The sequence below is a fragment of the Paeniglutamicibacter selenitireducens genome (assembly GCF_051550675.1).
Classification (GTDB): domain Bacteria; phylum Actinomycetota; class Actinomycetes; order Actinomycetales; family Micrococcaceae; genus Paeniglutamicibacter.
Map to the genome: position 1 here is coordinate 496,713 of NZ_JBPULF010000002.1, position 23,940 is coordinate 520,652.

Here is a 23,940-nt window from a genome sequence, read left to right on the forward strand (position 1 = left end):
CGGCACAGGCCGAGGGTCCCGTTCCCTCGGCCTGTGCCTTGTGCATTCGGATGCCGATCCGTTAGGACTGCGTCAGGTACAACTTGCGCAGCGGCTCGTCCAGGATCCAGGTGGTGCGCATGCCCTCGCCCAGGCGGCAGACGGTGCCCGGTTCCAACTGCAACACCTCCGCGGCGTAGCCGTTGGCCTCGTGGACCTGCACGGTGGCCTTCCCGCTGAGCACCACGAAGAGTTCCTCGGCCTCGACGTCGGTCATGATCCCGGCGCTCATTTCCCAGAGGCCGAACTCCACGCCGAAGACCTCACCGAGCCGCTCTGCGGCGGTGGTGGGATCCCCCGCCACCGACTGGTCGGCCGGAACCAGCTCGTGTTCCAGCGCCGCGGAGGGGGCATGGACCGTGGGGTTGTTGATGCTTGTCATGTTCATGTTTTCGATGATACTCACGAGTCGAACCCCATGCCCACGGCATCCATGGTCTTCAGGAACAGCCCGCGCTCGCCCTCGTGGCGGTCGGCGCGGGCCAGGGCCGCTGTCATCATCTTCACGCCGATCCAGGCCGCCGGTTCCGGCGGGAACGGCAGCGGCTTCTTCCTGACCATCTCCAGGTTGGTGATCTCGTTGTCCTTGCCCTCGAGCAAATCGAGCATGACGCGCGCACCGAAGCGCGAGGCACCCACACCCAGGCCGGTGAAGCCGGCGCATGAGGCGACCTTGCCCTTGTAAGCCAGGTCGAAGAAGGAGAAGAAACGGCTGCAGGAGTCGATGGCCCCGCCCCAGGCATGCGAGAACTTCAGCTCCTGCAGTTCCGGGAAGGTGGCGAAGAAGTGCGCGGCGAGCTTCCGGTAGGTGGTTTCGCTGTCGTAGAACTCCGGGTTGACCTTGCCGCCGAAGCGGTAGATCGCGTCGTAGCCGCCGTAGAGGATGCGGAAGTCCCCGTTCGCATCGATGATCGGGCGCGAGTAGTGGAAGCGGTTGTTCAGGTCCACCAGCCCGTGCAGGGTTTCCCAGCCGATGGCCTTGCGCTGCACCTCCGTCAGCGGCTCGGTGACAAGCACGTAGTCGTAGACCGGGACGGTCATCAGTGCGTTGCGCTTGAGCAGGGAGGGGAAGACATTGGTGGCCAGTGCGACCCTGGAGGCGGCGACCTGTCCGGCGGCCGTCTTCGCGACGACAGTGCCGTTGGCATCCTCCAGTTCGGTGACCCTTGACTGCTCGAAGACCCGCACGCCGAGCTTCTCGCAGGCCGCCAGCAGGCCCCAGGCCAGCTTCGCGGGGTTCACCAGCACGGTGTCGGTCTTGCTCCAGGCCCCGGAAATGAACGCATCGGAGGCGATCATCTTCGAGGTCTCCTCGCGGTCCAGGTAGAGGGTTTCCTCCCCGTCGGCCTCCTCGCGCAGCCAGGCGTCCTGGTGCGGTTCGGTGGCCACCGCCAGGGCACCCTCGCGCAGCAGGTCGCAGTCGATGCCGTAGCGTTCGATGGTCTCGATCAGCCCGGCGAGGTTCTCGTTGCCGAGCTCGGTCAGCCGCGCGTTTTCCTTGGGCAGGTGCGCCTCGCCGTTGGATTCGCCGTGGACCAGCGATGCCTCGCAGAAACCGCCGTTGCGGCCCGAGGCCTCGGAGCCGATCCAGCCGGCCTCAAGGAGAACCACGTCGGTTTCCGGGTTGCGTTCCTTGGCCTGCAGCGCGGTCCACAACCCGGTGTAGCCGCCGCCGACCACCAGCAGGTCGCAGGTGGTGGAGGTGCGCAGCGGTTCGCGCACGCCCGGGCGCTGCGGGGAATCGAGCCAGTACACGGCACGCTTGGTGTCGCGCAGGGAGGCCGCACACAGCGCGGGGTCGATGGTTTTTTCGGCATTCTCGAAGAATGTCGGAGTTGATGTAGTCATTGTCTTTTTCCCTAGTGGCGGTTGTTCTGCGCAGGTTCCAGGTTCCCGTCGAGGGAACCCGGGTCCTCCGGAGCGCCGGCGCCGCCGGTGGTTTCCCAGCGCGGGCGCGGCACCGAGGCCAGCAGCGTCTGGGTGTAGGGGTGCTGCGGGTTGCCCAGCACGTCCTTGGTGGGCCCGCTTTCCACGATCTCGCCGGACTGGACCACGAGCAGTTCCTCGCAGATTTCGCCGACGATGGCCAGGTCGTGGCTGATGAACAGCACCGAGACGCCGCTTTCCCTGCGCAGCTTGTTGACAAGTTCCAGCACCTGCGCCTGGACCGAGACATCGAGCGCACTGGTGGCCTCGTCAAGCACCAGCAGCCGCGGTTCCAACGCCATGGCCTTGGCGATGGCCACCCGCTGTCGCTGGCCGCCGGAAAGCTTGCGCGGGTAGAGGTTCGCGTGCTTTTCCTCGAGGCCCACGGACTCGAGGAGCTCCTTGATGCGCGCCTTCATGGCCTTGGCATCGAGCTTGTAGTGCAGCTTCAGGACCGTTTCCAGCGCCCTGGCCGGGGTGAGCCGGGAGTCCAGGGACTGGTACGGATCCTGGAACACCATCTGGACGCGCGATGCCGTCTTCAGCCGGCGTTCCTTGGCGCTGGTCCCCGCGACCTCGCCGCCGGCCATGGCCAGCTCGCCGGCATCCGCGTGTTCGAGGCCGGCGACGATGCGGCCGAGCGTCGACTTGCCGGAGCCGGACTCGCCGACGACCGCCAGGCCGCCTCCGGCCGGGATGGCCAGCGAGACGGACTTCAGCGCCTGGACCGGCGGCTGCCCGTGCAGGTGGTAGGTCTTTGAGACGCTTTCCACGCTCAGCACCGGGGCTTCGGTGGATTCGGCCCGGCGGGCACCGGTTTTCGGGGCACCCTGCATGCTGGGCGTCGCCGCGACAAGCTTCCGGGTGTACTCCGCGGCGGGGCGTTCGAAGACCTGTCGGGTCTCGCCGTGCTCCTGCACCACGCCGTGGCGCAGCACGTAGGTGCGGTCCGCTATCGATGCGGCAAGCGCCAGGTCGTGGGTGATGAAGAGCATGCCCATGGAGCGTTCGCGCACCGCGTCGGAGAGCAGCTGGATCACCGCGGCCTGGGTTGTCACGTCAAGTGCCGTCGTCGACTCGTCGCAGATCAGCAGCTCCGGGTCGTTCATCAGGGCACCGGCGATCATCACGCGCTGCAGCATGCCGCCGGAGAGCTCGTGCGGGTACTGCTTCATGCGGGCTTCGGGGTTGCTCAGCCCCATGGATCCGAGCAGTTCCCTGGCGCGGGCCTCGAGTGCCGCCTTGTTGGCGCCGGGCACCTGCATCATCGGTTCGATGAGGTGCGCACCGAGCGTGCGCACCGGGTTGATCGACGAGCGCGGGTCCTGGAAGACCATTGCCGCGCGGGTGCGGCGCAGGGCGCGCAGTTCCGCCGGCGAGGCGCCGAGCACCTGGACGCCCCCGAGTTCGATGGTCCCGCTCACCTCGGCCGAGGAGGGCAGCAGGCCCAGCACGGCGCGGGCCGTGAGCGACTTGCCGGATCCCGACTCGCCCACTAGGGCCACCGTCTCGCCGGCGGCGATGTGCAGGGACACCGCATCCAGCAGCAGGCTGGAACCCCCCGGCTGGTTGATCTCGATGCTCAGGTCGTTGATGTTCAAGAGGTTCATGCGAACGGATCTCCCAGTTTGTCGGAAAGCCAGCCGCCGACGGTGTTCACGGCCACGACCACGAGCACCACGGCCACCGACGGGATCAATGCCGGCAGGAAGTTGCCGCTGACCAGGGCGGCCTGGCCCTCGTTGATCATGCTGCCCCAGTCGGCCTGCGGGGCCTGGATGCCCAGCCCCAGGAAGGACAGGGCGGCGAGTTCCACGAGCACGTACCCGAAGTTCTGCGTGGCCTGCGAGCCGACGACGCCCAGCACGTTGGGCATCACCGCGCGCGTGGCGATCCACGGCGCCGAGAAGCCCTGCACCTTGTAGGCGGAGACGTACTGCCGGTTCTTCTCCGTGGCCACCAGCTGGCGGGTCAGCCGCCCGATGTACGGGGTGTAGGCAATAGACATGGCGAGCACCGGGGCCACCAGCCCCTTGCCGAAGAGCGCCACGGCGAGGATCGCCAGCAGCAGTGCGGGGAAGGCCAGCACGATGTCGAAGACGCGGCTCATCACGGCGTCGACCTTGCCGCCGGCCCACCCGGCCCACAGGCCCAGCAGCAGGCCCAGGACGGTGGAGAGCAACACCACGAACGCCGGGCCGGCCAGCGCGGTGCGCGCGCCGTGGACCATGCGGGAGAGGATGTCGCGGCCCAAGGCGTCGGTACCCAACAGGTGCGCGGGCGTCGGCCCGGAATTCACGCGCAGCAGGTCCACGGCCGCCGGCGGGTACGGTGCCACCAGGGGCGCGAACACCGCCGCGAGCAGCACGACCACCAGGAAGGCCGCGGCCAGGGCCAGCCCCCAGCGTCGGTTCTTCAGGCTCAGGTGTTTGATGGGCAAACGCGGAGCAGCTTGGATGCTCATCGTGCTCCCTCCCCGGCCTTGAGGCGCGGATCGATGACGGGACCCAGGAGGTCAACCAGGGTGTTGATGGCGACGAAGGCGGTGACGACGATCAGCACTATCGCCTGCACCACGGGGAAGTCGAGCCGGTCCACGGAGGAGACAAGCAGCGAGCCCAGGCCGGCCAGGCCGAAGGCCTGCTCCACGATCGAGGAGGACACCAGCAGCCCGGCCACCAGCAGGCCGCTGACCGTGAGGATCGGGGCCGTGGCGTTGCGCAGCACGTGGCGGACGACAACGGCCACCGGGGTGACGCCGCGGGAGCGTGCCACCTCGACGTGTTCGCGGGCGAACTGCTCCACCATGGCCGAGCGGGTCACCCGTCCGACGACGGCGATGAACGAGATCGCCAGCGCCAGCGACGGCAGGACCAGGTGGTAGACCGTGTCCCAGAACCCCGTGCCGGAGCCGAAGGACGGGAACATGCCCAGCTGCACGGCGAAGACCGCGATCAGGACTATCGACCCGACGAACGACGGGATGGCCGCGAGCGCGGACATGGAGGCGACGATCGCCCGGTCGGCCCAGGTACCGCGCAACAGCGAGGCGGCAATGCCCGCGGCAAGCCCGAGCACAGCGATCATCAGCCCGGCCATGACCACCAGGCCCAGCGTGACGGGCAGGCGGCCGAGGATCACCTCGGTGACGTCCTGCCGGTACTGCAAGGAGCGGCCGAAGTCGCCCTGGACGACGCCGGTGATCCAGTGCCAGTACTGTTCCAGCGGCGGCTTGTCCAGGCCGTAGATCGCCGTGACTTCCGCGATGGCCTCCGGGTTGGGGCTGCGCCCGCGCAGCAGGAAGCTGATCGGGTCCCCTGGCACCAGCCAGCGGGAGAAGAAGACGATCACCGAGGAGACGAACACGGTGAAGAGGAACGCGCCGATCTTGCCGGCGGCGAGCTTCAACCCGGCGGCGCCGGGGCGCCGGGGGCCGCTGCCCCCGGGTGCCTGCGGGGTCGCGGTTGCGGTTGCGGGGTTACTTTGAGCCAATGTGGGCCGCCCAGGGGTAGTACAGGTAGTTCACCGACGGTGAGGCACCCGTGATCTTGTTGTTCATCCACAGCGTGGTGGGGGTTTCGTACAGCGGCAGCCAGGGAAGCTCGGCGTTGAGGATCCTCTGCGCCTCAAGCGACGTGGCGAGGCTCTTCTCCGGGTCGGTCTCCTCGAGGGCCTCGTTGACAACCTTGTCGAAGTCCTTGTTTGACCATTCGCCGTAGTTGGAGAAGTCCCCGGTGCGCAGGATGCCGAACATTTCCAGCGGGTTGCCCACGGAGAGGTACCAGTTGGTGAAGAACAGGTCGGTTCCCTCGCGGGCCGCGGGGTCGGAGAAGAGCGCGGTGTAGGCGTTCGGGGTGACGGTGTTGATCTTGGCCTTCAGGCCGATCGACTCCGCCGCGGCCGCGGTGGCCTGGGCGGTCACCGTGAAGTTGTTGCCCATGGGCGCGGTGGTGATGGTGATTTCCTGGCCCGCGACGCCCTGCTCCTGGATGATCCTGCTGGCTGCCTCCAGGTCGTAGGGGTAGTCGGCGAGGTCCTTGAACGCGGCTTCCTTGGTTGCGGCATCGGCCGACCCCCAGACCGATGCGGTCGTCAGCGCGTTGGTCCTGGTGGCGTAGCCGGCCTCCGCCGCCTGCACCAGGCCGTTGCGGTCGATGGCCATCAGCAGGGCCTTGCGCACCTCGGCGTTGCCCAGCGGGCCCTTGCCATTGGAGACGACAAGCGAGTTCACCGAGGAGTTCAGCCCGAAGAAGACCTGGCCGGCGCCCGAGGCGTTGAGGTCCCCGATGGCGTTGGCCGGCAGCATCCAACCGCCGTCGATCTCGCCGGACTTCAGGGCGTTGACGCGTGCCACGGGGTCGGTCTGGATGACGAATTCGAGCTCCTTCGCCTTGGCCTTCAGCTCGGCGTCCCAGTACCCGTCGAAACGTGCGAGGTTGATCGTCTCGCCGCTCCGCCAGCCCTTGAACTCGAACGGACCGGTGCAGTTCACTCCGCCCGTGGGGTTTCCGTAGTCGCCACCGGCCTTGGCCAGGGTTGCCGCGGACTCGATGACGCCGGCCGCACCGGACATCGAGTCGTTGAAGAGCGCGTCGGGGATCTTGGTGGTCACGGTGACCTGGTTGGGGCCCGTCTTCTTGATGCTCTCGACGTTCGCGTAGGCGGAGAACCAGAAGGACCCGACAGCGGGGTCGAGGTGGCGGTTCATGGATGCGACAACGTCGTCGGCGGTGAGCGTGGTTCCGTCGTGGAAGCTGACACCCTCGCGGATCGTGTAGACCCAGGTTCTCGGTGTCGGGTTCTCGAACGCGGAGGCGAGCCCCGGGGAAACGCTCATGTCAGGGTTGAGCCGCAGCAGGGACTCGCACACGTTGGCCAGTACCTGGTTGTCCGCGTAGTCGAAGGCGTAGGCGTAGTCCAGCGAGTAGGGTTCGGCGTAGGTGGACCAGGTGAGCTTGTCGATCTCGCCCGACGGGGCCGGGGTCTTATCGGTGAGCTCGTAGGCGGGCTTCGCGGCAGTCGCGCTGTCGCCGCCGGGGCCGGCCGAGCATGCGGCAAGGGCCAGCACGGCTCCGGCCGCCAGTGCGGTTTTCAGTGACTTGGTGAACATGTTCCTCGGGGCCTTACTTGGACGTAGCGGAGACGTTGGCGGCGGAGTAGACGCACGTGCCATCGATCCAGGTGGAAACGACGCGGCTGCGGAAGATGTCTTCCGGGGCTACCTCGAACGGGTTCGGGGACACCACCGCAAGATCCGCGAAGTACCCCGGCGCGATGCTGCCGGTGGAATCGTCGCGGTGGTTCACGTAGGCGGTGCCGGAGGTGTAGGCGGCAAGGATCACTGCCAGGTCCAGGCGCTGGTGTTCGCCGCCGAGCGGCCGGCTGTCGTTCTCGGGTGAAATGCGGTTCACCGCGATGTGCGCCCCGGCGATCGGGTCGGCGCTGGAGACGGGCCAGTCGCTGCCGGCGGCCAGCCTGGCGCCCCCGTTGAACAGGTCCCCGAACGGGTACTGGCGGTCCTGCGCGGATTCGGGCATGAACGGCAGCGTCAGTTCATCGAGCTGGTCCTCGTGGCAGGCCCAGAGCGGCTGCAGGTTTGCGGTGGCGCCGAGTGAGGCGAAGCGTGCGGCGTCGGCCTCCGAGACGACCTGCAGGTGCGCCAGGTGGTGGCGCAGGTTGCTGGGTCCGTTGGCCGCGCGTGCCGCTTCGAGGGCATCCAGGGCATCGCGCACCGCGCGGTCGCCCAGGGCATGGAAGTGGCACTGGAACCCCGCGGCGTCCAGCGCCGTCACGTAGACGGCGAGGTCCTCGGCGGAGATGAAGGACAGGCCGTTGTTGTGCGTGCTGTGCCCGCACTTGTCCCGGTAGGAATCGATCATGGAGGCGGTGAAGTTCTCGGCGATGCCGTCCACCATGATCTTCACGGTGCCCAGGCTGAAACGTTCGGGCAAGCCCAGGGCTTCGGCTTCGGCGCGCGCTGCGACCATCGCCTCGACCTGTTCCAGGCCGGCGTCGCGCTTCCACCACTGCGAGCCGCGGACGCGGACCTTCAGCTTGCCGTCGGAGATCAGGCGGTAGTAGGCGTCCGTGGGATCCGCGATGCCGGATCCCGTCCCGACCATGGCGTCCTGCCATCCGGTGATGCCCTGGGCGATCAGTTCGTCCTGCGCCCGCGCGAGCCCAGCGACCAGGAGGTCGAGGGTTGCCGCCGGTGCGTGCTCCTCGACAAGGCCCATGGCACCCTCGTGCAGGGTGCCCGCCGGAGTGCCGTCGGCCAGCCGCTCGATGCGTCCGTCGGAGGGGTCGGGGGTGCTGGCGTCCAGTCCCGCCGCGCGGAATGCCGCGGTGTTGGCCCACATGGAGTGGTGGTCGCGGCTGGCCAGCGAGACCGGGCGGTCGGGGACAACGGCGTCGATGAGCGAGGCCAGTGGCGCGCCGCCCTCGTAGTGGTCCATCGACCAGCCGCCGCCCTGGATCCAGGGGACCTCGGGGTTGGCCGCGGCGTAGGCGGCGATGGCCGCCACGGCTTCCTCGGCGCTTTCGGCTTCGGACAGGTTGCACTGGAGCAGCTCGGTTCCGCCGCCGGTCGGGTGGATGTGGGCGTCTTGGAAACCGGGCAGCAGCAGTGCTCCGCCCAGGTCCACTACTTCGGTGTCGGGACCGATGTATGCCCCGGCCTCGTCCTCGGGCACGAGCGCCGCGATGCGGCCGTCACGAACCAGTACTGCCTGCCCCGTGACGGGTGCGCCGGAGCCTGTAAAAACGCTGCCCCCGCGAAATGCGATCTCCGCAATCTCCTGCATGTGTGACCCTCATCTCCATAGTCTGTTGGGTAGAACACTAAGGGAGGTCAACTAGCCTGTCAATGATGTTGACAGATCTGTTGTCATCGTTGATTGTAGGCTTGTTGGAGAAACCACCAAGGCCCGCCGCAGCGGGGAGAACGGAGGCCCACGTGGCAGGCGCACCGCCAAGGTCAAGACCTTCCAAGGCACCCCTTGACCGCGACGTCTTCATCGAGGCAGCCCTGCGCATCGCGGCGCGCCCGCGCACCCTGTCACTGACCTACCGCGACCTGGGTCAGGAGCTCGAGGTGGACCCCACGGCGATCTACCGGCATTTCCAAAGCAAGGAAAACCTCATGCAGGAGCTGCTGGACCGGCTGCTCCGCATCGCCATCTCGCGGGTGCAAAACCCGCCGGAGGACTGGGACAGGCGGCTTGTAGAATTCGCGACGGCAACCCTCGACACATTCCTGGAATACCCCGCCATCGCGGTGACGGCAACATCCCTGACCACCAACGGGCAAGGCGAAATGGACAGCATGGAGCTCATGCTCGGCTGCTTCGCCGAGGCAGGACTGCGCGGCCGGCAGCTGGCCGAACAATACGCGGTCTTCGGTTCCTACGTGTTGGCCGGGGCCGCGGGATTGGCCAGGGACCAAGCAGACCCAGAAGGCACGGCATCCTACGAGTGGTTCGCCGGGCCGATGGTGGCCGAGCCCGAACGCCACCCCCTGGCCGTCTCGAGCCGCGAAGACATCCTGGCCCTGGAACAGCGGGCCCTCTTCCTCTCCGGGGTCGAGCAATTCATCACCGCGGCAAGGCAAGCGGCCGCGGCGTAGGTTCGAGCCGCAGTGCCGCAGTGCCGCACGGGCACCGCAGCGGGCACCGCAGCGGGCACCCGCCATGGACACCGAAAAATGCCCCGCGACCCGAAACGAACTTCGGGTCGCGGGGCATCCTCCCATCATGCAGGGCATACCTTCCGGGGCAGCCGGCCGCTGCTACTTGGCGCCGATCTTCGCAGCCCAGGGGAAGTACATGAAGTTGACCGACGGCGAGGCCCCGGTGATCTTCTTGTTCATCCACAAGACGTTCGGGCCCGCGTACAGTGGCAGCCACGGCAGTTCGGCATTGACGATCTTCTGCGCCTCCAGGGACTTGGTGAACCGCTCTGTCGCATCCATCGTTTCCATGGCCTCGTTGACGATCTTGTCGTACTCGGGGTTGGACCAGTTGCCGTAGTTGGAGAAGTCGCCGGTGCGCAGGACGCTGAACATTTCCAGGGGGTCGCCGATCGACAGGTACCAGCTGGTCATGTACAGGTCCGTGCCCTTGCGCGCCTCCGGGTCGGAGAAGAGGGTGGTGTAGGCGTTCGGGGTCACGGTGTTGATCTTCATCTTCAGGCCGATCGACTCGGCGGCGGCCGCGGTGGCCTGGGCCACGACGGAGAAGTTGACTCCCATGGGGGCCGTGGTCAGCGTGAGTTCCTTGCCCTCCATGCCCTGCTCCTTGATGATCTTGGCGGCAGCCTCGACATCGTAGGGGTAGTCGACCAGGCCATTGAACGCCGCTTCCTTGGTTGCCCCGTCCGCCCGGCTCCACACCGATTCGGTGGTCAGCGAATTGGTGCGGTTGGCGAACCCGGCCTCGGCGGCCTGCGCCAGCCCCGTGCGGTCGATGGCCATCAACAGCGCCTTCCGGACCTCGGGGTTGCCCAGCGGGCCCTCGAGGTTGGAGACCACCAGCGAGTTCACGCCGGTGTTCAGGCCGAAGAAGACGTCCCCGGCGCCCGAGGCGTTGAGCTCGCCCACGGCATTGGTGGGGACCAGCCAGCCGCCGTCCACCTCGCCGGACTTCATGGCGTTGACGCGCGCCACGGGATCGGTCATGATCACGAAGTCGAGTTCCTTGGCCTTGGCCTTCAGGTCGGCGTCCCAGTACCCGTCGAAACGCGAGAGGCTGAGCTTCTCGCCGCTCTGCCACTTCTTGAGCTCGAACGGCCCGGTGCAGTTCACGCCGCCGGTGGAATTTCCGTAGTCGGCCCCGAGCTTCTTGAAGGTCGCGGCCGAGCCGATGACACCGGCGGCACCGGACATCGATTCGTTGAAGAGGGCATCCGGAACCTTGGTGGTCACGGTGACTTCGTTGGCACCGGTTTTCTCGATGCTCGCGACCTTGTCATAGGCGGTGAACCAGAAGGAACCGATCTTGGGATCGAGGTGCCGCTTCATGGAGGCAACCACGTCGTCGGCGGTGAGCGTGGTTCCGTCATGGAATTTCACGCCCTCGCGGATGGTGTAGACCCAGGTCGTTGGCGTCCGGTTCTCGTACTTCGTGGCCAGGCCCGGCGAGATCGACATGTCCTCATTCAGGCGGACCAGCGATTCGCAGACGTTCGACAGGATTTGGTTGTCCGCGTAGTCAAAGGCGTAGACGTAGTCCAGCGAGTACGGTTCGGCGTACGTGGACCAAACCAGCTTCCCGAGCTCGCCGGCCGGCGCCGGGGTCTCGGCCGTCAGTTCGAAATTCGGCTTGACGGCTTCGCCGCCGCCAGGGGAAGCCGAGCAGGCCGCCAATGCCAGCACGGCACCGGTGGCTATCGCAAGTTTGAGGGGTTTTCTCATCATTTTCGGGCTCCTTGCTCGGGTGGAACGGTTCAGTGGGATGCGTGCGATCACCTCGGCTGGTTCCCGGAGGCGCGGGACCGCGACGGGGTCGTCATTCCTTGGCGGGAAACCCGATGCGCGCGGGCGCGGTTCCGGCCGGGTCGGCACCATGACAGGGCGCTTTCCCCGAAAATTCCCCGCTGAAAACTCCACCCGCCAAGACCCCCGACATGTGTGACCCCCGTCTCCTTGGAGTGCTAGCTATGACCATAGGTGTCGTCAATGTAGCTGTCAATGATGTTGACAAAGATGTTGTCAGCCTCGAATGTAGGATGATCGGAGAAACCAACAGCCCCCTCACCGGCGGGCAGAACGGAGGCCCGCGTGTCAGGCAAATCATCCACCGGCAGATCCACCAAGGTGCCGCTGGATCGCGAAGTCTTTGTCGAAGCCGCTTTTCGCCTGGCTTCGCGTCCCCACACGCTGACCATGACCTACCGCGACCTCGGCAAGGAAGTGGGGGTCGACCCCACGGCGATCTACCGACACTTCCAGAGCAAGGAAAGCCTCATGCAGGAGCTGCTGGACAGGCTCTTCAAGATGGCCCACGCCAGGCGGACCATCCCGACGGCCCAGTGGGAAGACTCGCTGGCCGAGTTTGCATCCTTGACCCTTGACACGTTCCTGGAGTACCCGGCCATCGCGGTGACTGCCACCTCGCTGACGACCGGCGGGCAGGGTGAACTAGACAGCATCGAGCACATGCTCGAGTGCTTCTCGGAAGCGGGCCTGCGCGGGCGCGAGTTGGCCGAGCAGTACGCGATTTTCGGCGCCTACGTGCTGGCCGGTGCGGCCGGGCTGGCCCGCGACCTGGCCGAGTCCGAAGACCAGGACTCCCAGGAGTGGTTCACAGGCCCGTTGCTGGCCGACCCGTCGCGCAATCCGCTGGTCTCATCGCTCCGCGAAGAGATCCTCGCCCTGGACCACCGGGAAATATTCCTGGCCGGCGTCAAGCAAATCATCGAAGCGTCAAAGGCCAAGGCCGCCCCCTAAAGGCCCGCGTGCACCCACAACGGTTTCTGGCTCCGGGCAATGACGACATCCGGACCGCGCCATGCACGCCGAAACACGGGGATTGCCGTTTCCGGGAGCCTTGCACGCAGCAACCACGGCAATGCCCCCGGGCATGGTGATCATCAATTCGGATCCACCTCGCCCGGAGGCCTTTGCATTCGTTGCCACCCGTGTGGCACAAACTTTGCCTTGCGCCGAAACCCCCTATTCGCTGGGTGCGTGGTGGATCCGGTGCGCCTGTGCGCCGGCGGCAATCGGTGCCGAATGCAGCGGTTCATTGGCCCGATCCGGCATGAGAATCACGGCGACGAGCGTGCCAAGGACGAGCACCGAGCCGTAGACAGCCAGCCATACAACGTTTCCGCTCCCGGCCGCGGCTGCCATGATGTATGGCGCCGTTCCACCGAATAGCGCCACGGAGATTGCATACGGAAAGGCAACCCCGATGGCCCGGACCTCGGTGGGGAACAACTCGGCCAGCGCGGTGTTTCCCACGGAAGCCGACGCCGCCGCGGGGACCACTGCCAGCATCTGCAGCGAGATAACCACGGCTGGATTGTCGGTGACCGACAAAAAACCGGGCCAGATCGTCACGAGCATGCCGAACGATGACGCCAGGAGAATGCGTTTGCGCCCGATTCGGTCTGAAAGCCAGCCGAAAACGGGTTGCAAGGCCGCGAACACGATGATCACGACCGTCGTCAAAAGCTGGGCTTGGGAAAGCTCGATGTCCGTGACCAGGTTGACGAAGGTCGAGTACTGCAGCACGAATACGTAGTACACAAACGTGCCCCCGGCGATGAACAAGGCCGCCAGCAGGGACTGCTTGCGGTACGTCGTCAGCAGGTCCCGCAGGGGACTCCGCCGGCCCGACCGGGCCTGCTTTGCCTCGGTAAAATGTGTTGTTTCGTTCATCGTACGGCGCATCACCACGGCAAAGACCGTGAATAGGGCCCCGAGGATGAACGGAATGCGCCATCCCCAAGCGGACATCGCTTCGGTCCCCAGGATCCTTGGCAGCAATGCCGCCAGCAGGAGCGCAAAAATGACAGAAACCGAGCTCGCGATGTAGCCGAACGCGTTGTACAGGGCGCGCTTGCCCTCGGGCGCGATTTCACTGAGGTACGAAACCGCTGCCCCTTGTTCGCCGCCGGTGCCAAGTCCCTGAATCAGGCGTGCCACGACAAGAATGATTCCGGCCCACACACCGACTTGGGCGTAGGTGGGCATGAGCGCTATGACGAGCGAGCCGAATCCAAGCATGAGCATGCCGACGATCATTCCCGCCTTGCGCCCGAAGCGGTCGGTGTACGCACCAATGAGTGCACCACCAATGGGTCGGACGAAGAACCCAACGGCGTAGGTGAGCAGCGCGCTCAGGAGGCCGGCAAACGGATCGTGGGGGTTGAATATCTGCGCACCAAGGTAGACAGCCATGAAGCCATAGACCTGCCAGTCGTACATCTCAAGCATCATACCGACAACGCCGACGACTACCTGTCGGACAGGCGGCTTGGTGTTGGCTGTTCTTGGTAGTTGCGTTTGTTCGTGTGTCATGTGGGACCTTTCGAAAACGTCAATCGACGCTGGTTGAAGTTTCAGACAAAAGCCGAGCCCGCAATGCGGGATCCAATGCCGCATCGACGGCAGTCATTGCCAGCAGGAATGCGCCGTCAATGGCCGCCTGGTCGCCCGTCTCGGATCCTGCCAGGCGGGCAAACTCCTCGGTGTGGATGACCGCCGCTGGTTGCCCGAGACCGATCATGGGGTGAATGCTGGGGAAGCGGTGAGAGACGTTGCCCATGTCCGTTGACCCGCCCTTCGGGAAAGGCGAACTCGTACGGCCAAGGTCGTTCAGGTTTGCCTCATAGGCGCCATCAAGCGCGTCATGCGGAATCAGATCGTGGTACTGGAACGACCCTTCCCTGAAGGTGACGGTGGCCTGCGTGGCATGCGCGCCGGCCTCCGCACAACGGCGGATGACCTCCATGACGCGACCCAGGGACTCTGCCGTGGCACCCCGGGCCATCCAGGTCCCGCCCGCCGCACCGGGAATCACGTTGGGTGCCGTACCGGCGTGCCGGACAAACCCATGGATTTGCTGGAACGGCTCGAGCTGTTGGCGCGCCAACCCGATGGCCGTCAGCATGATGGTCAAGGCGTCCAGTGCGTTGACCCCCTCATGGGGTGAGGCGCTGGCGTGGGCCGGACGGCCCGAGAACTCGACTTCGATGGCACCGGACGCCAGCGGATCCATCCGGACGGAGTCGAACGGCCCCGGGTGGACCATCAGTGCTGCGTGGGTTCCGTCAAAGTAGCCTTCCTCGAGCAGCGTCACCTTTCCGCCCGCGTTCTCCTCGGCCGGCGTTCCCAGAAGTCGCACCGTCATGCCCAAGGAATCGGCAATCGGCGCCAAGGCGGCGAAAGCACCCACTGCGGCGGCGGCGATGATGTTGTGGCCGCAACCATGGCCGATGTCCGGCAGTGCGTCGTATTCGGCACACAGCGTGATGACCAAGTCGCCGTTTCCCGCTTCGACGCGGAATGCCGTCGGCAGGCTGCCCAATCCCAAGGTGCCGCCAATCCCGGTCAGCCTTTCCACCGACTCGAGCAGGTATCCGGCCGAGCGCACTTCCGCCAGACCCGTCTCCGGGTTGGCATGCAGATGCCTGGAGACTCCAACCACTTCGTCCTTGATGGCGGCGAGGTTTCCACCGGCCGCGCGCTTCGCCCCCCGCATGTCGAGTTCAGGCACGGACGACACTCCCCGATACGTGGCGGGCAAAGATCTTGAACGGCACGTTTTGCACGGCGCTCGGCGTATCAACGGCTTCGGGGTGCCATTGGACGCCGAGGAACCGCCCGGATTCGTCTTCGAACGCTTCGACCAGCCCGTCCGCCGCCACGGCAACGGCCCTCAGCCCCTCCCCCAGACGGTCGATACCCTGGTGGTGTCCCGAGGCAACGTTCATCTCGGCCGCGCCGAACTCCGCGCGAATCGCTGAGCCTTCCGCAAGCCGCACCGGGTGCCACAGGAATTCAAGGTCCTCACCAGGCCCGGGCTGGTGGTAGTGCTCCACGCAGCTCGGTTCAAGGTCGGCAACCAGGGTGCCGCCGCACGCGACATTCAGCACTTGCGCACCCCGGCAAATGCCCAGGACCGGGATGCCAAGATCCAGGGCCAGCTTGGCCAGGCCCAGATCGAGCTCGTCTTGGACCGGGTTGATGTCATACACCGCCGGTGACGACTCCCCGCCATACAGCGCGGGGTCCAGGTCACCGCCCCCGGGAAGCACCAATCCGGCAAATTCCGCCAGGTCGACGCCGGGATCGGTGACAACGACCGGGCTGAGTCCGCTTGCCGCTACCAGCGCAACCACATCATGGAAAATGCGGTTCGCACCGACTACTCTGGGGTCGGTGTCGGCACCTTCTGAAAGTCTGCCAGCAATCGCGATAGCTGGGATCGGCATGGGTTTTCCTCCGTTGTTGAGCTAGAATGTTATGAACTATAGAGAATAGAGTTTTCATTGCGCAAGACCCTGACGGAACTTTTTTCGCCTGTGGTGGCAGCAGGTGTCAGCGAGGCCATCGTTCGCCGCATCGGCGAGCTGATCGGTTCGGGCGAGTTGCGGCCCGGCGACCGCCTTCCCACGGAGACGGAACTCGCTACGGCCTTCAGCGTCGCACCAATGACGGTGCGTGCAGCCTTGCAGGCTCTGCGAGAGCACGACATGATCGAAACCCGCCGCGGCCGCGGCGGGGGCACCTTCGTACGCGCCGACGCCGTGCGGGCCCCCTATTTTTTGGACGCAGAGCTCCCCACGCTGGGTGAATTCGAGGACTTCACCATCTGGCGCAGCGCCGTCTCGGGAGAGGCTTCCGCCAGGCTTGCCCGGCGCTTCGCCGATGGAACCATCACGGATACCGAACGCCTGCGGCTCCTGGAACTTGCGGATGCCAGCCACGCCCACGGGCTCTCCCCCGAAACATTCCGCTTCGCCGACGCCGAATTGCACCTGTACATTGCCGAGCTGTCCGGCTCGACGATGCTCCTCGAGGCAGAACGCTCGATCCAGTGGCAGCTCACCCGGACCTTGCGCCACATGGTCCATCCCCCGAACGTCGACACGCTCACGGGACAGTCGCACGCGCCCCTGGTTCTCGCCATTGTCGGCGGCGATGCGGAGGAAGCCCGCAGGCAGCTGTCCCACCATGTTCAATCGACACTTGACCTCATGGTTGGACTGCACGCGCTACGCCCCAACTGACCCGTTCCGACACCGGGCCAGCGCCGTGCCGGCCACCCGCCGGGCAGCCGCCGGGCAGCCGCCGACACATCGTGGAACCGGCCGCCGGGGCCGTGGCAGAATGCGAGGAACCTCCAAACGAAGGACCGACCCGGTGACCACAGCCCAAGTACGCCTCCCCAAGACCCGGGGCGGGAACGCCGCATGGATCACGGTGGTCATCGCGGGAATCACCGCGGCGCTGCACATCTGGAAGCTGCCGGCCGCGCTGCCGCTGATCCAGGATGACCTGGGGATCTCGCTGCTAACGGCCGGCGTGCTGCTGGGCATCGTCCAGCTGGCCGGCATGGTGGGCGGGCTGGCGGTCTCGCTGTTGGCCGAGGTCATCGGCGCACGCCGGACCCTGCTGCTGGGCCTGCTGTTCCTCAGCCTGGGCTCGGTGCTGGGCGCGCTCTCCCCCGGGGCCGGGATGCTGCTGTCTTCCCGCGCCATCGAGGGCATCGGCTTCATTGTGGCAACGGTGGTGGGACCCGGATTGATCCGGTTCCACGCGCCCGCGCCGCGGGTCAACCTGGCGGTGGGTTGCTGGAGCGCCTACCAGGGCACGGCAACCCTGCTGGGCCTGCTGGCCAGCGCGTTCTTCCTGCAGGTGGGAACCTGGCAGGCCCTGTGGTGGATGATGGCCGGGCTCAGCCTGCTGCCGATCCCGCTGGTTGCGCGCTTCGTTCCGGCCGACCACGGGGCGGGCCGCGGCGGGGTGCGCCCGGCGATGGCCCGGATCGGCATCACCGCGCGCTCGGCCCGGGTGTGGATCGCCGGCATCGTCTTTGGCTGCTACACCATCCAGTGGATGGCGGTGGTCGGGTTCCTGCCCACCGTCTATGCGGACGCCGGCCTCACCGGGGTGGGTCCCGGCGTGCTCACCGGCCTGGTCGGCGGCCTGAACGCGGCGGGCGCGCTGGCCACCGGTGCGTTGCTGCAGCGCGGGGCGCCTCCCCGCCTGCTGCTGAACCTGGCCTTCATGTTGATGGGTGCCACGAGCGTCGCGACCTTCGCCGTCGACTGGTCCGCGGTCCCCCACGGCCTGGGGTGGCAGGTGGCGTGCGTGGCGCTCTTTTCGCTGACCGGCGCGATGGTCCCCACGACACTGACCCGCATGGCCGTCGATCTGGCCCCCGAGGGCGGATCGGCGCCCGCGGCCATGGGCCTGATGCAGCAGATCTTCAACACCGGGAACTTCGCCGGCCCGATGATCGTGGCGGCGCTGGCGACGGCCACCGGCGGCTGGTCCTCCACCTGGTGGATGACCTGCGGCTTTGCAGCCCTCGGCATCCTGCTCTCGCTCGCCCTGAGCGAGCGGCGGCTGGGTTTGCGCTTCGCGCACCGTTAGGACGCACCGCCGGAAACACCAAGCCCCGGACAGGAAAATCCTGCCCGGGGCTTGGCGGGAACGCCGGTCAGCCGTTGCGGCACTCGAGCAGCAGCGGGGTGAGCTCTTCCGGTGCGAGGTCTTCCGGCCAGTGCTCCAGCGAGGCGCCGAAGCGGGTTGCCGCAACGAACGAGGCACGTTCCACGGCGCTGCCGGCCCCGTGGCCGCCGGCGTCGACGTGCCCGTGGTCGGTGGTCAGCACCAGGTACCAGTCCTCCCCGAGTTCTTCCACGCGGCGGGCGATGGCCTGCTTGATGCGGGCCAGGTGCCCTTCGACACGATCCATTGCCGCGGCGTACTGGGGGCTGTGCGGACCGTAGACGTGACCCTCGTCGTCGGCGTCGCAGAAGTAGATGAAGGAAACATCGGGCCCCTTGGAGGCAATGGCGTCGATGGCGTGGTCTGCGATCTGCGCGTCGACCTTCTGGTAGCCGTAGGTTTCCCCGTCGCGGGAAATCACCCGGTGGTGCCCGGAGCGCTGCTGTTCGCGCCGCTCCCAGAGCACCGGTCCGGCGTCGGCCGGGTCGACCAGCGGCGGCCAGCCGGCCGCGGCCATGGTGGTTGTCGACTGGTCGGCGAAGTAGGCCCGGCTCAACAGGTCCGGCCGGTGCAGCAGCGTGTGGCCGATGAACTTGTTGTCCTTGACCCCGTGCTCGGCGTGGGTGCTGCCGGTGAGCAGCGTGGACCAGCCGGGCCCGGAGAGCGTGGGCACCTCCATGACCAGGTCGTTGAACACTCCCTCCTCCGCCACGGCGTCGAGCGTCGGCATCCTTCCGGTGCCGCGCGCCAGGTCGATGCGCAGCCCGTCGATCCCCACCAGCGCGATCTTCGGCCGTGTGGCCCCCGGGCTTGGGTCCTGCGGGATTGGGTTCAGTGGTGTTGGGCTCGGCGCGCTCATGCCGCACGCTCCGCATCCACGAGCACGGAGGAGCGGCGGGTGCGGACCTCGACGCGCTGGGCCAGGGCGAACCCGGCGGCCTCGTGCGAGGGCATATCCACGCGCAGGCTGGAGCCGGCGTGCTCGACGACAACGCTGGTCGTCGGTCCGCGCAGCACCATGGAACTCACAGTCCCCTCGCCACCCTCGTGCGCCTGCAGGCTCAGGTCCTCCGGCCGGATCAGCGCCTCGAGGCCCGAGGCCGCCACCGGCGCGGAGGCCGGGTTGGAGATCGGCAGGATGCGGCCCAGCACCGAGACCCCGCCGCTGGTTGCCGTCGCGGGGATCCGGTTCACGGCCCCGACAAACTCGGAGATGAAGGCCGTGCGCGGGCGCTGGTAGATCTCCTGCGGGGAACCGAGTTGTTCGATCCGCCCGTTGAGCATCACGCCCACCCGGTCAGCGACGGTCAGCGCTTCCTCCTGGTCGTGGGTGACAAGCAGCGTGGTGGTCCCGGACTGCGTCTGGATGCGCCGGATCTCCTCGCGCAGGTGCACGCGCACCTGCGCATCGAGGGCGGACAGCGGCTCGTCGAGCAGCAGCACGCGCGGCTCGATCGCCAGCGCGCGGGCCAGCGCCACGCGCTGGGCCTGGCCGCCGGAAAGCTGGGCCGGGAACTTGGCGCCGTGCTCGCCCAGACCCACGGTTTCCAGCAGTTCCTTGGCCCGGGCGGTGCGCTTGGAGGCGCTCGTCCCGGCGATCTTCAGCCCGTAGGCGACGTTTTCCGCGGCACTCATGTGCGGGAAGAGGCTGTAGGCCTGGAAGACGATCCCTATGCCGCGCCCGCGCACCGGGACCCGGGTCATGTCCTGCCCGGCGATGGACACGGCGCCGGCGTCCGGGGTTTCCAGGCCGGCCAGCACGCGCAGGATGGTGGTCTTGCCGCAGCCCGAGGGGCCCAGCAGGGCCAGCAATTCGCCGCCGGAGAGATCCAGGTCGAGGCCGTCAAGCACCGTGCGGCCGCCGAAGGCCTTGGTGATGCCGGTCAATGATACTTCAGCAGAATCCCGTTTCATCGGGATCCCCCTTTCGTGGTGGTTTTCTTGGTGGCGCGCCGCGCCGTCACCCCGGACAGGGAGGCCAGCAGCAGCCAGGTGGCAAGGATGGTGAGGAAGGACAGGGCCGCGGCGGCGCGCGGCTGGTTCATGCCGACCTGCACCATGAAGACCGGGAAGGTCGAGTGCAGCAGCAGGCTGGCCAGTGCGTACTCCCCCAGCACCATGGCGCTGGAGAGCAGCGCGGAACCCAACAGGGCCGGCCGCATGTTCGGCAGCACCACGTGCAGCAGCGTCTGCCAGGGGTTGGCGCCCAGGCTGGCGCTCGCGGCGAACAGCGTCCGCACATCCAGGGCGCGGATTCCCGCGTCCAGGCTCCGATACACCAGCGGCAGCGTGAGCACCATGTAGAAGGGCACCAGCGAGTACGTGCTGACCAGGAAACCGGGCGCCACGTTGCGGAAGAACAGGTTGGCCCCGCCCACCAGCGCGATGGCCGGCACCACGTAGGGCACTACCGAGAGCCATTCGGTCAGCTTCAGCATCCGCGGCGCCTTCACGTGCAGGAAGAGCAGCGTCGGCACCAGCAGCACCAGGGATCCCAGCGTGCTGAGCACCGCCAGTTTCAGGGTGGTCAGCAGCTGCGCGGCAAAGTCGGTACCTTCCAGGGCATCGGTGAGCGGCTCGAGCGTGAAGCCGGTGCCCGGCAGTGTGAAGCCGAAGGCGGCCGAGGCCACCAGCGGGATAAAGAACAGGATGAGCGCCGCAACGAAGACCGCGGTCCGCGCCGCTTCCTGCAGCTTCGGCCCGGCGGCACGTGGCCGCGGCGCCGTGCCGCCGCCCCGGAGACTGTGGGGTGCGGTGTCTAGCGCAGCCATTTGTTTGTCCTTCTTTCAAGCAGGGTGCGCAGGCCCATGGCCGCGACCACGACCACGATCATTCCTGTGACAAGTGCCGCCGCGAAGCTTTCGTCCGCCATGACGTCCCCCGAGATGAAGAAGCCGATAAGTATCGGCACCAGGTTCACCCGGCCGCCGGCCAGCGCGTAGGCGGTGGCGTAGGCGCTGAACGAGTTGGCGAAGAGCAGCAGCAGGGCCCCGACGATCGGCGGCCACATGATGGGCAAGGCCACGTCCTTGAGGTAGCGGAAGCGGCTGGCGCCCAGCGAGTAGGCGGCCTCGGGCCACTGCTTCTTCAGCGAGCCGAAGGCCGGCAGCATGAGGATGGCCATCAGCGGGACCTGGAAGTACAGGTACACCAGGGCCAGGCCCGCGAACGACGCCAGCTGGATGTCCCCGCTGAGGTCCCAGCCCGTCAGGGACAGGATGATGCGGGTGGCCAGGCCCTGCACGCCGAGGGTCGCGATGAACGCGAAGGCCAGGGCCACGCCGCCCATCTGCGAGGCCACCGCGGAGAAGGAAAGCACGAGGTTCCGCAGCCAGCCCGGCTTTTCGCCGGTGGCCAGCGCCCAGGCCAGGATGAATCCGAGCACCCCGCCGACCGCCGCCGTCAACAGGGACAGGTTGGTGGTCTGCAGGAACGCGTCGCGGTACTGCGGTTCGAAAAGCTTCGCCATGGATTCCAGGGAGAACTGTCCGTCGACCGTGAAGCTGGTGGCGACGTTCGTCGCGATGGGGGCGATCAGGAACACCGAGAGGAAGGCCAGCAGCGGCAACGCTCCGAGCCAACCGGCCACCGTGCCCGGCGCCTTGCGGGTTTTCCCGCGTTTTGTAGTAGTCATTGTCTTGGTTGGGACCTTGCGCGGGGCCGGTGCCTGCACCGGCCCCCGCCGCTTGGCCTGCGCCTTGAGCTCGCTCGTCACTGCGCGGCGACCTTCTGGCCCCACTGGTCGACGATCATCTTGCCGGCGATTTCACCCTGCTCGACGGTCGGGAACTTGATCTTCTCGATCACCTCGGCCTCAGGCAGCTTGGAGAGGGCTTCCTCGGAGAGCTTGCCTGCTTCCTTCAGCTCCAGGTAGCGTGCCGGGATGCCGCCGCCGCGTGCGAAGAGCTCGGAGCCCTCGTCGCTGGTGAGCCAGTCGACCCAGAGTCGCGCGCTGTTGGGGTGCGGCGAGTCCGCAACCACCGGCTGCGCGTAGTAGTTGCCGAAGACGCCTTCGTCGAAGGTCTTGGTTTCCAGGGTGACGTTGGACTTCTTCAGTTCCTCTTCCATGCCCAGGAAGTTGTAGTTCCAGTCGAGAACCACAGCGGCCTGGCCGGTGCTCAGTGCGGAGACCGGGGAGGTGATGGAAACCAGGTTTCCGGACTTGGCGAGCTTCTCGAAGAAGTCGATGCCGGGCTGGATGTTGTCCAGGGAACCGCCGTGGGCCAGCGACGCGGCGAAGACAGCCGCGATCGAGGAGGCGCCCTTGCGCGGGTCGCCCGGCAGGGCCACCTTGCCCTTGTACTTCGGGTCCAACAGGTCGTCCCAGGTCTTCGGGGCCTCGACCACCGAGGTGTTGGTGCCCACCTGGACCACGCCGTAGTAGGCGCCCACCCACATGCCGTTCGGGTCCTTCAAGTCGGCAGGGATGGCATCGAAGTTGCTCGGCTTGTAGGGGGCGATCAGCTTCTCGTCGCCCGCCTTCTTGGTGAAGGAGTAGCCGATGTCGATCACATCCGGCTGCGTCTTCTGGCCGCGCAGGTTCTTCACCGCGGTGATCTCATCCGCGCTCGAGGCATCAGGTGTCGCCACGGGGGTGTCCACCCCGTACTTTTCCTTGAAGGCGGCGAACTGGCCACCGTAGTTGGCCCAGTCGGCCGGAACCGCGATCAGCTGGACCGTGCCCTCTGCCTTGGCCAGCTCGGCGAGCTCGCTGGTGGTGGTTCCGATCGTTGCAGCTGCGGTTGGCTCCTGGCTGCAGCCGGCGAGCGAACCGCCGACGGTGGCCAGCAGGGCGATTCCGGCGACCGAGCGGAGCACGGTGCGGCGGGTGGTTTTCATCGAACGCATGGCTGCCGGGACGAATGAAGGATTCATGGCGGGGGTTGCTCTCCGTGTGAGTGAGGAGGCCCGGGAAGGCCTGCTTGCAGAGACAAACCTAATGACGCCAGTTTGACGCGCAGCGACGTCAAGGTGTCCCGGAGATGAACAATGGTCTAGACCGAATGAACCATTCCCCGGCGCGCCACCTCACCCGTCCGCGCGCCCCGAAACCACGATCTTCAACCGGTCGGTCCGCACCAGGTCCTCCGAGTACTCGACAGGACGCCCGTCACGGGACAGGCCGGTGCGCTTGATGCCAAGCACGGCTGTCGTTGGCCCGATTTCCAGGTGCCCGGCATTCTCCTCGCCCGCCACAGCGGGATTCAGTTCCTCGATCGAGGAGAACGGCGCCAGGCCGTACCCCTCCCCCATCACCGCGTAGATCGATCCCGTCAGGTCGCGCTCCGGCAGCCCGGGAAACAGCTCCGCGGGCAGGAACGTCTCTTCAAGCACCACGGGCGTCGAGGCGGCAAAGCGGATCCGGTGGATCCGGTGCACGGGATCGCCCACCGGGAGTTGCAAGGCCTCCGCCACGGCCCTGTCCGCCGGGATAGTTGCCGCAGAAAGGACACTTGACGAGGCACTATGCACGCTTTTGAGCAGCTGTGCACTGAGTCCCATCAGATTGGAAATGTCGACGGGAACCCGCGGTTCGGCCACGAACGAACCGCCACGACTACCCACCGCGCGCACGATCCTCCCCTCGTGGACCAGGGTGTCGAGGGCCTGGCGCAGGGTCATGCGGCTTACACCCATGCCCTGGGCAAACTGCCGCTCGGCCGGAAGCTTGGTGCCGGCCGGAAGCACTCCGTCGGCAATGATTCCCTCCAGCCACCGGCTGATCGACTGGTGGGCCGGCAGGCCCGGGTCAAGGACAAGCGTCCGGACGTGGTCAAGCAATTCGTCGGTAT

Annotated in this window: 21 protein-coding genes; 4 read left to right on the forward strand and 17 right to left on the reverse strand. The window is 66.8% G+C overall.

From position 1 onward, the window contains the following. Positions 1 to 61: 61 nt before the first annotated feature. Genes ACSYDW_RS05755 through ACSYDW_RS05785 form a run of 7 tightly spaced genes read right to left on the reverse strand, consistent with a single transcriptional unit; the run spans position 62 to position 8,768 of the window. Entirely contained in the window at positions 62 to 445 is a 384-nt protein-coding gene (locus tag ACSYDW_RS05755; RefSeq protein ID WP_438337753.1) for a cupin domain-containing protein, read from the reverse strand. Beyond that, positions 442 to 1,887: an NAD(P)/FAD-dependent oxidoreductase gene (locus tag ACSYDW_RS05760; RefSeq protein ID WP_438337754.1), complete on the reverse strand. Its 1,446-nt coding sequence runs from the start codon at positions 1,885 to 1,887 to the stop codon at positions 442 to 444. Before ACSYDW_RS05760 ends, ACSYDW_RS05755 begins: the two co-directional genes overlap by 4 nt. An 11-nt stretch (positions 1,888 to 1,898) precedes the next feature. Then, entirely contained in the window at positions 1,899 to 3,575 is a 1,677-nt protein-coding gene (locus ACSYDW_RS05765; protein WP_438337755.1) for a dipeptide ABC transporter ATP-binding protein, read from the reverse strand. Continuing rightward, positions 3,572 to 4,429: an ABC transporter permease gene (locus ACSYDW_RS05770; RefSeq protein ID WP_438337756.1), complete on the reverse strand. Its 858-nt coding sequence runs from the start codon at positions 4,427 to 4,429 to the stop codon at positions 3,572 to 3,574. The genes ACSYDW_RS05765 and ACSYDW_RS05770 overlap by 4 nt, the downstream gene beginning before the upstream one ends. Further along, entirely contained in the window at positions 4,426 to 5,457 is a 1,032-nt protein-coding gene (locus ACSYDW_RS05775; RefSeq protein WP_438337757.1) for an ABC transporter permease, read from the reverse strand. Before ACSYDW_RS05775 ends, ACSYDW_RS05770 begins: the two co-directional genes overlap by 4 nt. Continuing rightward, the gene (locus ACSYDW_RS05780; RefSeq protein WP_438337758.1) at positions 5,444 to 7,075 is read right to left on the reverse strand and encodes an ABC transporter substrate-binding protein; all 1,632 of its coding nucleotides are present in this window, start codon (positions 7,073 to 7,075) and stop codon (positions 5,444 to 5,446) included. The genes ACSYDW_RS05775 and ACSYDW_RS05780 overlap by 14 nt, the downstream gene beginning before the upstream one ends. A gap of 13 nt (positions 7,076 to 7,088) precedes the next feature. Continuing rightward, the gene (locus ACSYDW_RS05785; protein ID WP_438337759.1) at positions 7,089 to 8,768 is read right to left on the reverse strand and encodes an amidohydrolase; all 1,680 of its coding nucleotides are present in this window, start codon (positions 8,766 to 8,768) and stop codon (positions 7,089 to 7,091) included. A gap of 152 nt (positions 8,769 to 8,920) precedes the next feature. Here ACSYDW_RS05785 and ACSYDW_RS05790 point away from each other — a divergent pair, with 152 nt between their 5' ends. Beyond that, a complete protein-coding gene (locus ACSYDW_RS05790) occupies positions 8,921 to 9,589 on the forward strand; it encodes a TetR/AcrR family transcriptional regulator (RefSeq protein WP_438337760.1) in 669 nt (222 codons plus the stop codon). Positions 9,590 to 9,751: 162 nt separating this feature from the next. Here the strand turns inward: ACSYDW_RS05790 and ACSYDW_RS05795 are convergent, their stop codons facing one another. Further along, positions 9,752 to 11,377 carry an ABC transporter substrate-binding protein gene (locus ACSYDW_RS05795; RefSeq protein ID WP_438337761.1) on the reverse strand — a complete coding sequence of 542 codons (1,626 nt, stop codon included), beginning with the start codon at positions 11,375 to 11,377 and terminating at the stop codon, positions 9,752 to 9,754. Positions 11,378 to 11,740: 363 nt separating this feature from the next. Between ACSYDW_RS05795 and ACSYDW_RS05800 the strand changes: the two genes are divergently transcribed. Beyond that, positions 11,741 to 12,409: a TetR/AcrR family transcriptional regulator gene (locus ACSYDW_RS05800; RefSeq protein ID WP_438337762.1), complete on the forward strand. Its 669-nt coding sequence runs from the start codon at positions 11,741 to 11,743 to the stop codon at positions 12,407 to 12,409. Between the two features lie 225 nt (positions 12,410 to 12,634). On the opposite strand, the gene ACSYDW_RS05805 is transcribed toward ACSYDW_RS05800, so the two are convergent. Genes ACSYDW_RS05805 through ACSYDW_RS05815 form a run of 3 tightly spaced genes read right to left on the reverse strand, consistent with a single transcriptional unit; the run spans position 12,635 to position 15,903 of the window. After that, positions 12,635 to 14,071, reverse strand: a complete 1,437-nt coding sequence (locus ACSYDW_RS05805; RefSeq protein WP_438337763.1) for an MFS transporter — start codon at positions 14,069 to 14,071, stop codon at positions 12,635 to 12,637. Next, on the reverse strand, positions 14,007 to 15,185 hold the full coding sequence (locus tag ACSYDW_RS05810; RefSeq protein WP_438337764.1) for a M20 family metallopeptidase: 1,179 nt from the start codon (positions 15,183 to 15,185) through the stop codon (positions 14,007 to 14,009). The genes ACSYDW_RS05805 and ACSYDW_RS05810 overlap by 65 nt, the downstream gene beginning before the upstream one ends. Then, positions 15,178 to 15,903, reverse strand: coding sequence for a gamma-glutamyl-gamma-aminobutyrate hydrolase family protein (locus ACSYDW_RS05815; protein ID WP_438337765.1), 726 nt, complete (start codon positions 15,901 to 15,903; stop codon positions 15,178 to 15,180). The genes ACSYDW_RS05810 and ACSYDW_RS05815 overlap by 8 nt, the downstream gene beginning before the upstream one ends. Before the next feature lie 57 nt (positions 15,904 to 15,960). On the opposite strand from ACSYDW_RS05815, the gene ACSYDW_RS05820 reads away from it, so the two are divergent. Together ACSYDW_RS05820 and ACSYDW_RS05825 are read left to right on the forward strand one after the other, a co-directional pair. Then, on the forward strand, positions 15,961 to 16,701 hold the full coding sequence (locus tag ACSYDW_RS05820; protein WP_438337766.1) for a FadR/GntR family transcriptional regulator: 741 nt from the start codon (positions 15,961 to 15,963) through the stop codon (positions 16,699 to 16,701). Between the two features lie 133 nt (positions 16,702 to 16,834). Next, positions 16,835 to 18,070, forward strand: coding sequence for an MFS transporter (locus ACSYDW_RS05825; RefSeq protein ID WP_438337767.1), 1,236 nt, complete (start codon positions 16,835 to 16,837; stop codon positions 18,068 to 18,070). A 67-nt stretch (positions 18,071 to 18,137) separates the two neighbouring features. Here the strand turns inward: ACSYDW_RS05825 and ACSYDW_RS05830 are convergent, their stop codons facing one another. From ACSYDW_RS05830 to ACSYDW_RS05855, 6 genes are all read right to left on the reverse strand, one after another. Further along, positions 18,138 to 19,007: an alkaline phosphatase family protein gene (locus ACSYDW_RS05830; RefSeq protein ID WP_438337768.1), complete on the reverse strand. Its 870-nt coding sequence runs from the start codon at positions 19,005 to 19,007 to the stop codon at positions 18,138 to 18,140. Next, positions 19,004 to 20,062 carry an ABC transporter ATP-binding protein gene (locus ACSYDW_RS05835; protein ID WP_438337769.1) on the reverse strand — a complete coding sequence of 353 codons (1,059 nt, stop codon included), beginning with the start codon at positions 20,060 to 20,062 and terminating at the stop codon, positions 19,004 to 19,006. The genes ACSYDW_RS05830 and ACSYDW_RS05835 overlap by 4 nt, the downstream gene beginning before the upstream one ends. Then, positions 20,059 to 20,919, reverse strand: coding sequence for an ABC transporter permease (locus ACSYDW_RS05840; protein WP_438337770.1), 861 nt, complete (start codon positions 20,917 to 20,919; stop codon positions 20,059 to 20,061). Before ACSYDW_RS05840 ends, ACSYDW_RS05835 begins: the two co-directional genes overlap by 4 nt. After that, positions 20,907 to 21,782, reverse strand: coding sequence for an ABC transporter permease (locus ACSYDW_RS05845; RefSeq protein WP_438337771.1), 876 nt, complete (start codon positions 21,780 to 21,782; stop codon positions 20,907 to 20,909). The genes ACSYDW_RS05840 and ACSYDW_RS05845 overlap by 13 nt, the downstream gene beginning before the upstream one ends. Before the next feature lie 77 nt (positions 21,783 to 21,859). Continuing rightward, positions 21,860 to 23,023, reverse strand: coding sequence for an ABC transporter substrate-binding protein (locus ACSYDW_RS05850; RefSeq protein ID WP_438337772.1), 1,164 nt, complete (start codon positions 23,021 to 23,023; stop codon positions 21,860 to 21,862). 153 nt (positions 23,024 to 23,176) lie between these two features. Then, complete coding sequence (locus tag ACSYDW_RS05855; RefSeq protein ID WP_438337773.1) at positions 23,177 to 23,929, reverse strand: GntR family transcriptional regulator; 753 nt, start codon at positions 23,927 to 23,929, stop codon at positions 23,177 to 23,179. Positions 23,930 to 23,940 lie beyond the last annotated feature (11 nt).

Bases quoted from the DNA above. Each gene is read 5' to 3' on its own strand.
- ACSYDW_RS05760 (WP_438337754.1), bottom strand. From the start codon at position 1,887: ATGACTACATCAACTCCGACATTCTTCGAGAATGCCGAAAAAACCATC.
- ACSYDW_RS05765 (WP_438337755.1), bottom strand. From the start codon at position 3,575: ATGAACCTCTTGAACATCAACGACCTGAGCATCGAGATCAACCAGCCG.
- ACSYDW_RS05770 (WP_438337756.1), bottom strand. From the start codon at position 4,429: ATGAGCATCCAAGCTGCTCCGCGTTTGCCCATCAAACACCTGAGCCTG.
- ACSYDW_RS05780 (WP_438337758.1), bottom strand. From the start codon at position 7,075: ATGTTCACCAAGTCACTGAAAACCGCACTGGCGGCCGGAGCCGTGCTG.
- ACSYDW_RS05785 (WP_438337759.1), bottom strand. From the start codon at position 8,768: ATGCAGGAGATTGCGGAGATCGCATTTCGCGGGGGCAGCGTTTTTACA.
- ACSYDW_RS05795 (WP_438337761.1), bottom strand. From the start codon at position 11,377: ATGATGAGAAAACCCCTCAAACTTGCGATAGCCACCGGTGCCGTGCTG.
- ACSYDW_RS05805 (WP_438337763.1), bottom strand. From the start codon at position 14,071: ATGCGGCATTGGATCCCGCATTGCGGGCTCGGCTTTTGTCTGAAACTT.
- ACSYDW_RS05815 (WP_438337765.1), bottom strand. From the start codon at position 15,903: ATGCCGATCCCAGCTATCGCGATTGCTGGCAGACTTTCAGAAGGTGCC.
- ACSYDW_RS05830 (WP_438337768.1), bottom strand. From the start codon at position 19,007: ATGAGCGCGCCGAGCCCAACACCACTGAACCCAATCCCGCAGGACCCA.
- ACSYDW_RS05835 (WP_438337769.1), bottom strand. From the start codon at position 20,062: ATGAAACGGGATTCTGCTGAAGTATCATTGACCGGCATCACCAAGGCC.
- ACSYDW_RS05840 (WP_438337770.1), bottom strand. From the start codon at position 20,919: ATGGCTGCGCTAGACACCGCACCCCACAGTCTCCGGGGCGGCGGCACG.
- ACSYDW_RS05845 (WP_438337771.1), bottom strand. From the start codon at position 21,782: ATGACTACTACAAAACGCGGGAAAACCCGCAAGGCGCCGGGCACGGTG.
- ACSYDW_RS05850 (WP_438337772.1), bottom strand. From the start codon at position 23,023: ATGAATCCTTCATTCGTCCCGGCAGCCATGCGTTCGATGAAAACCACC.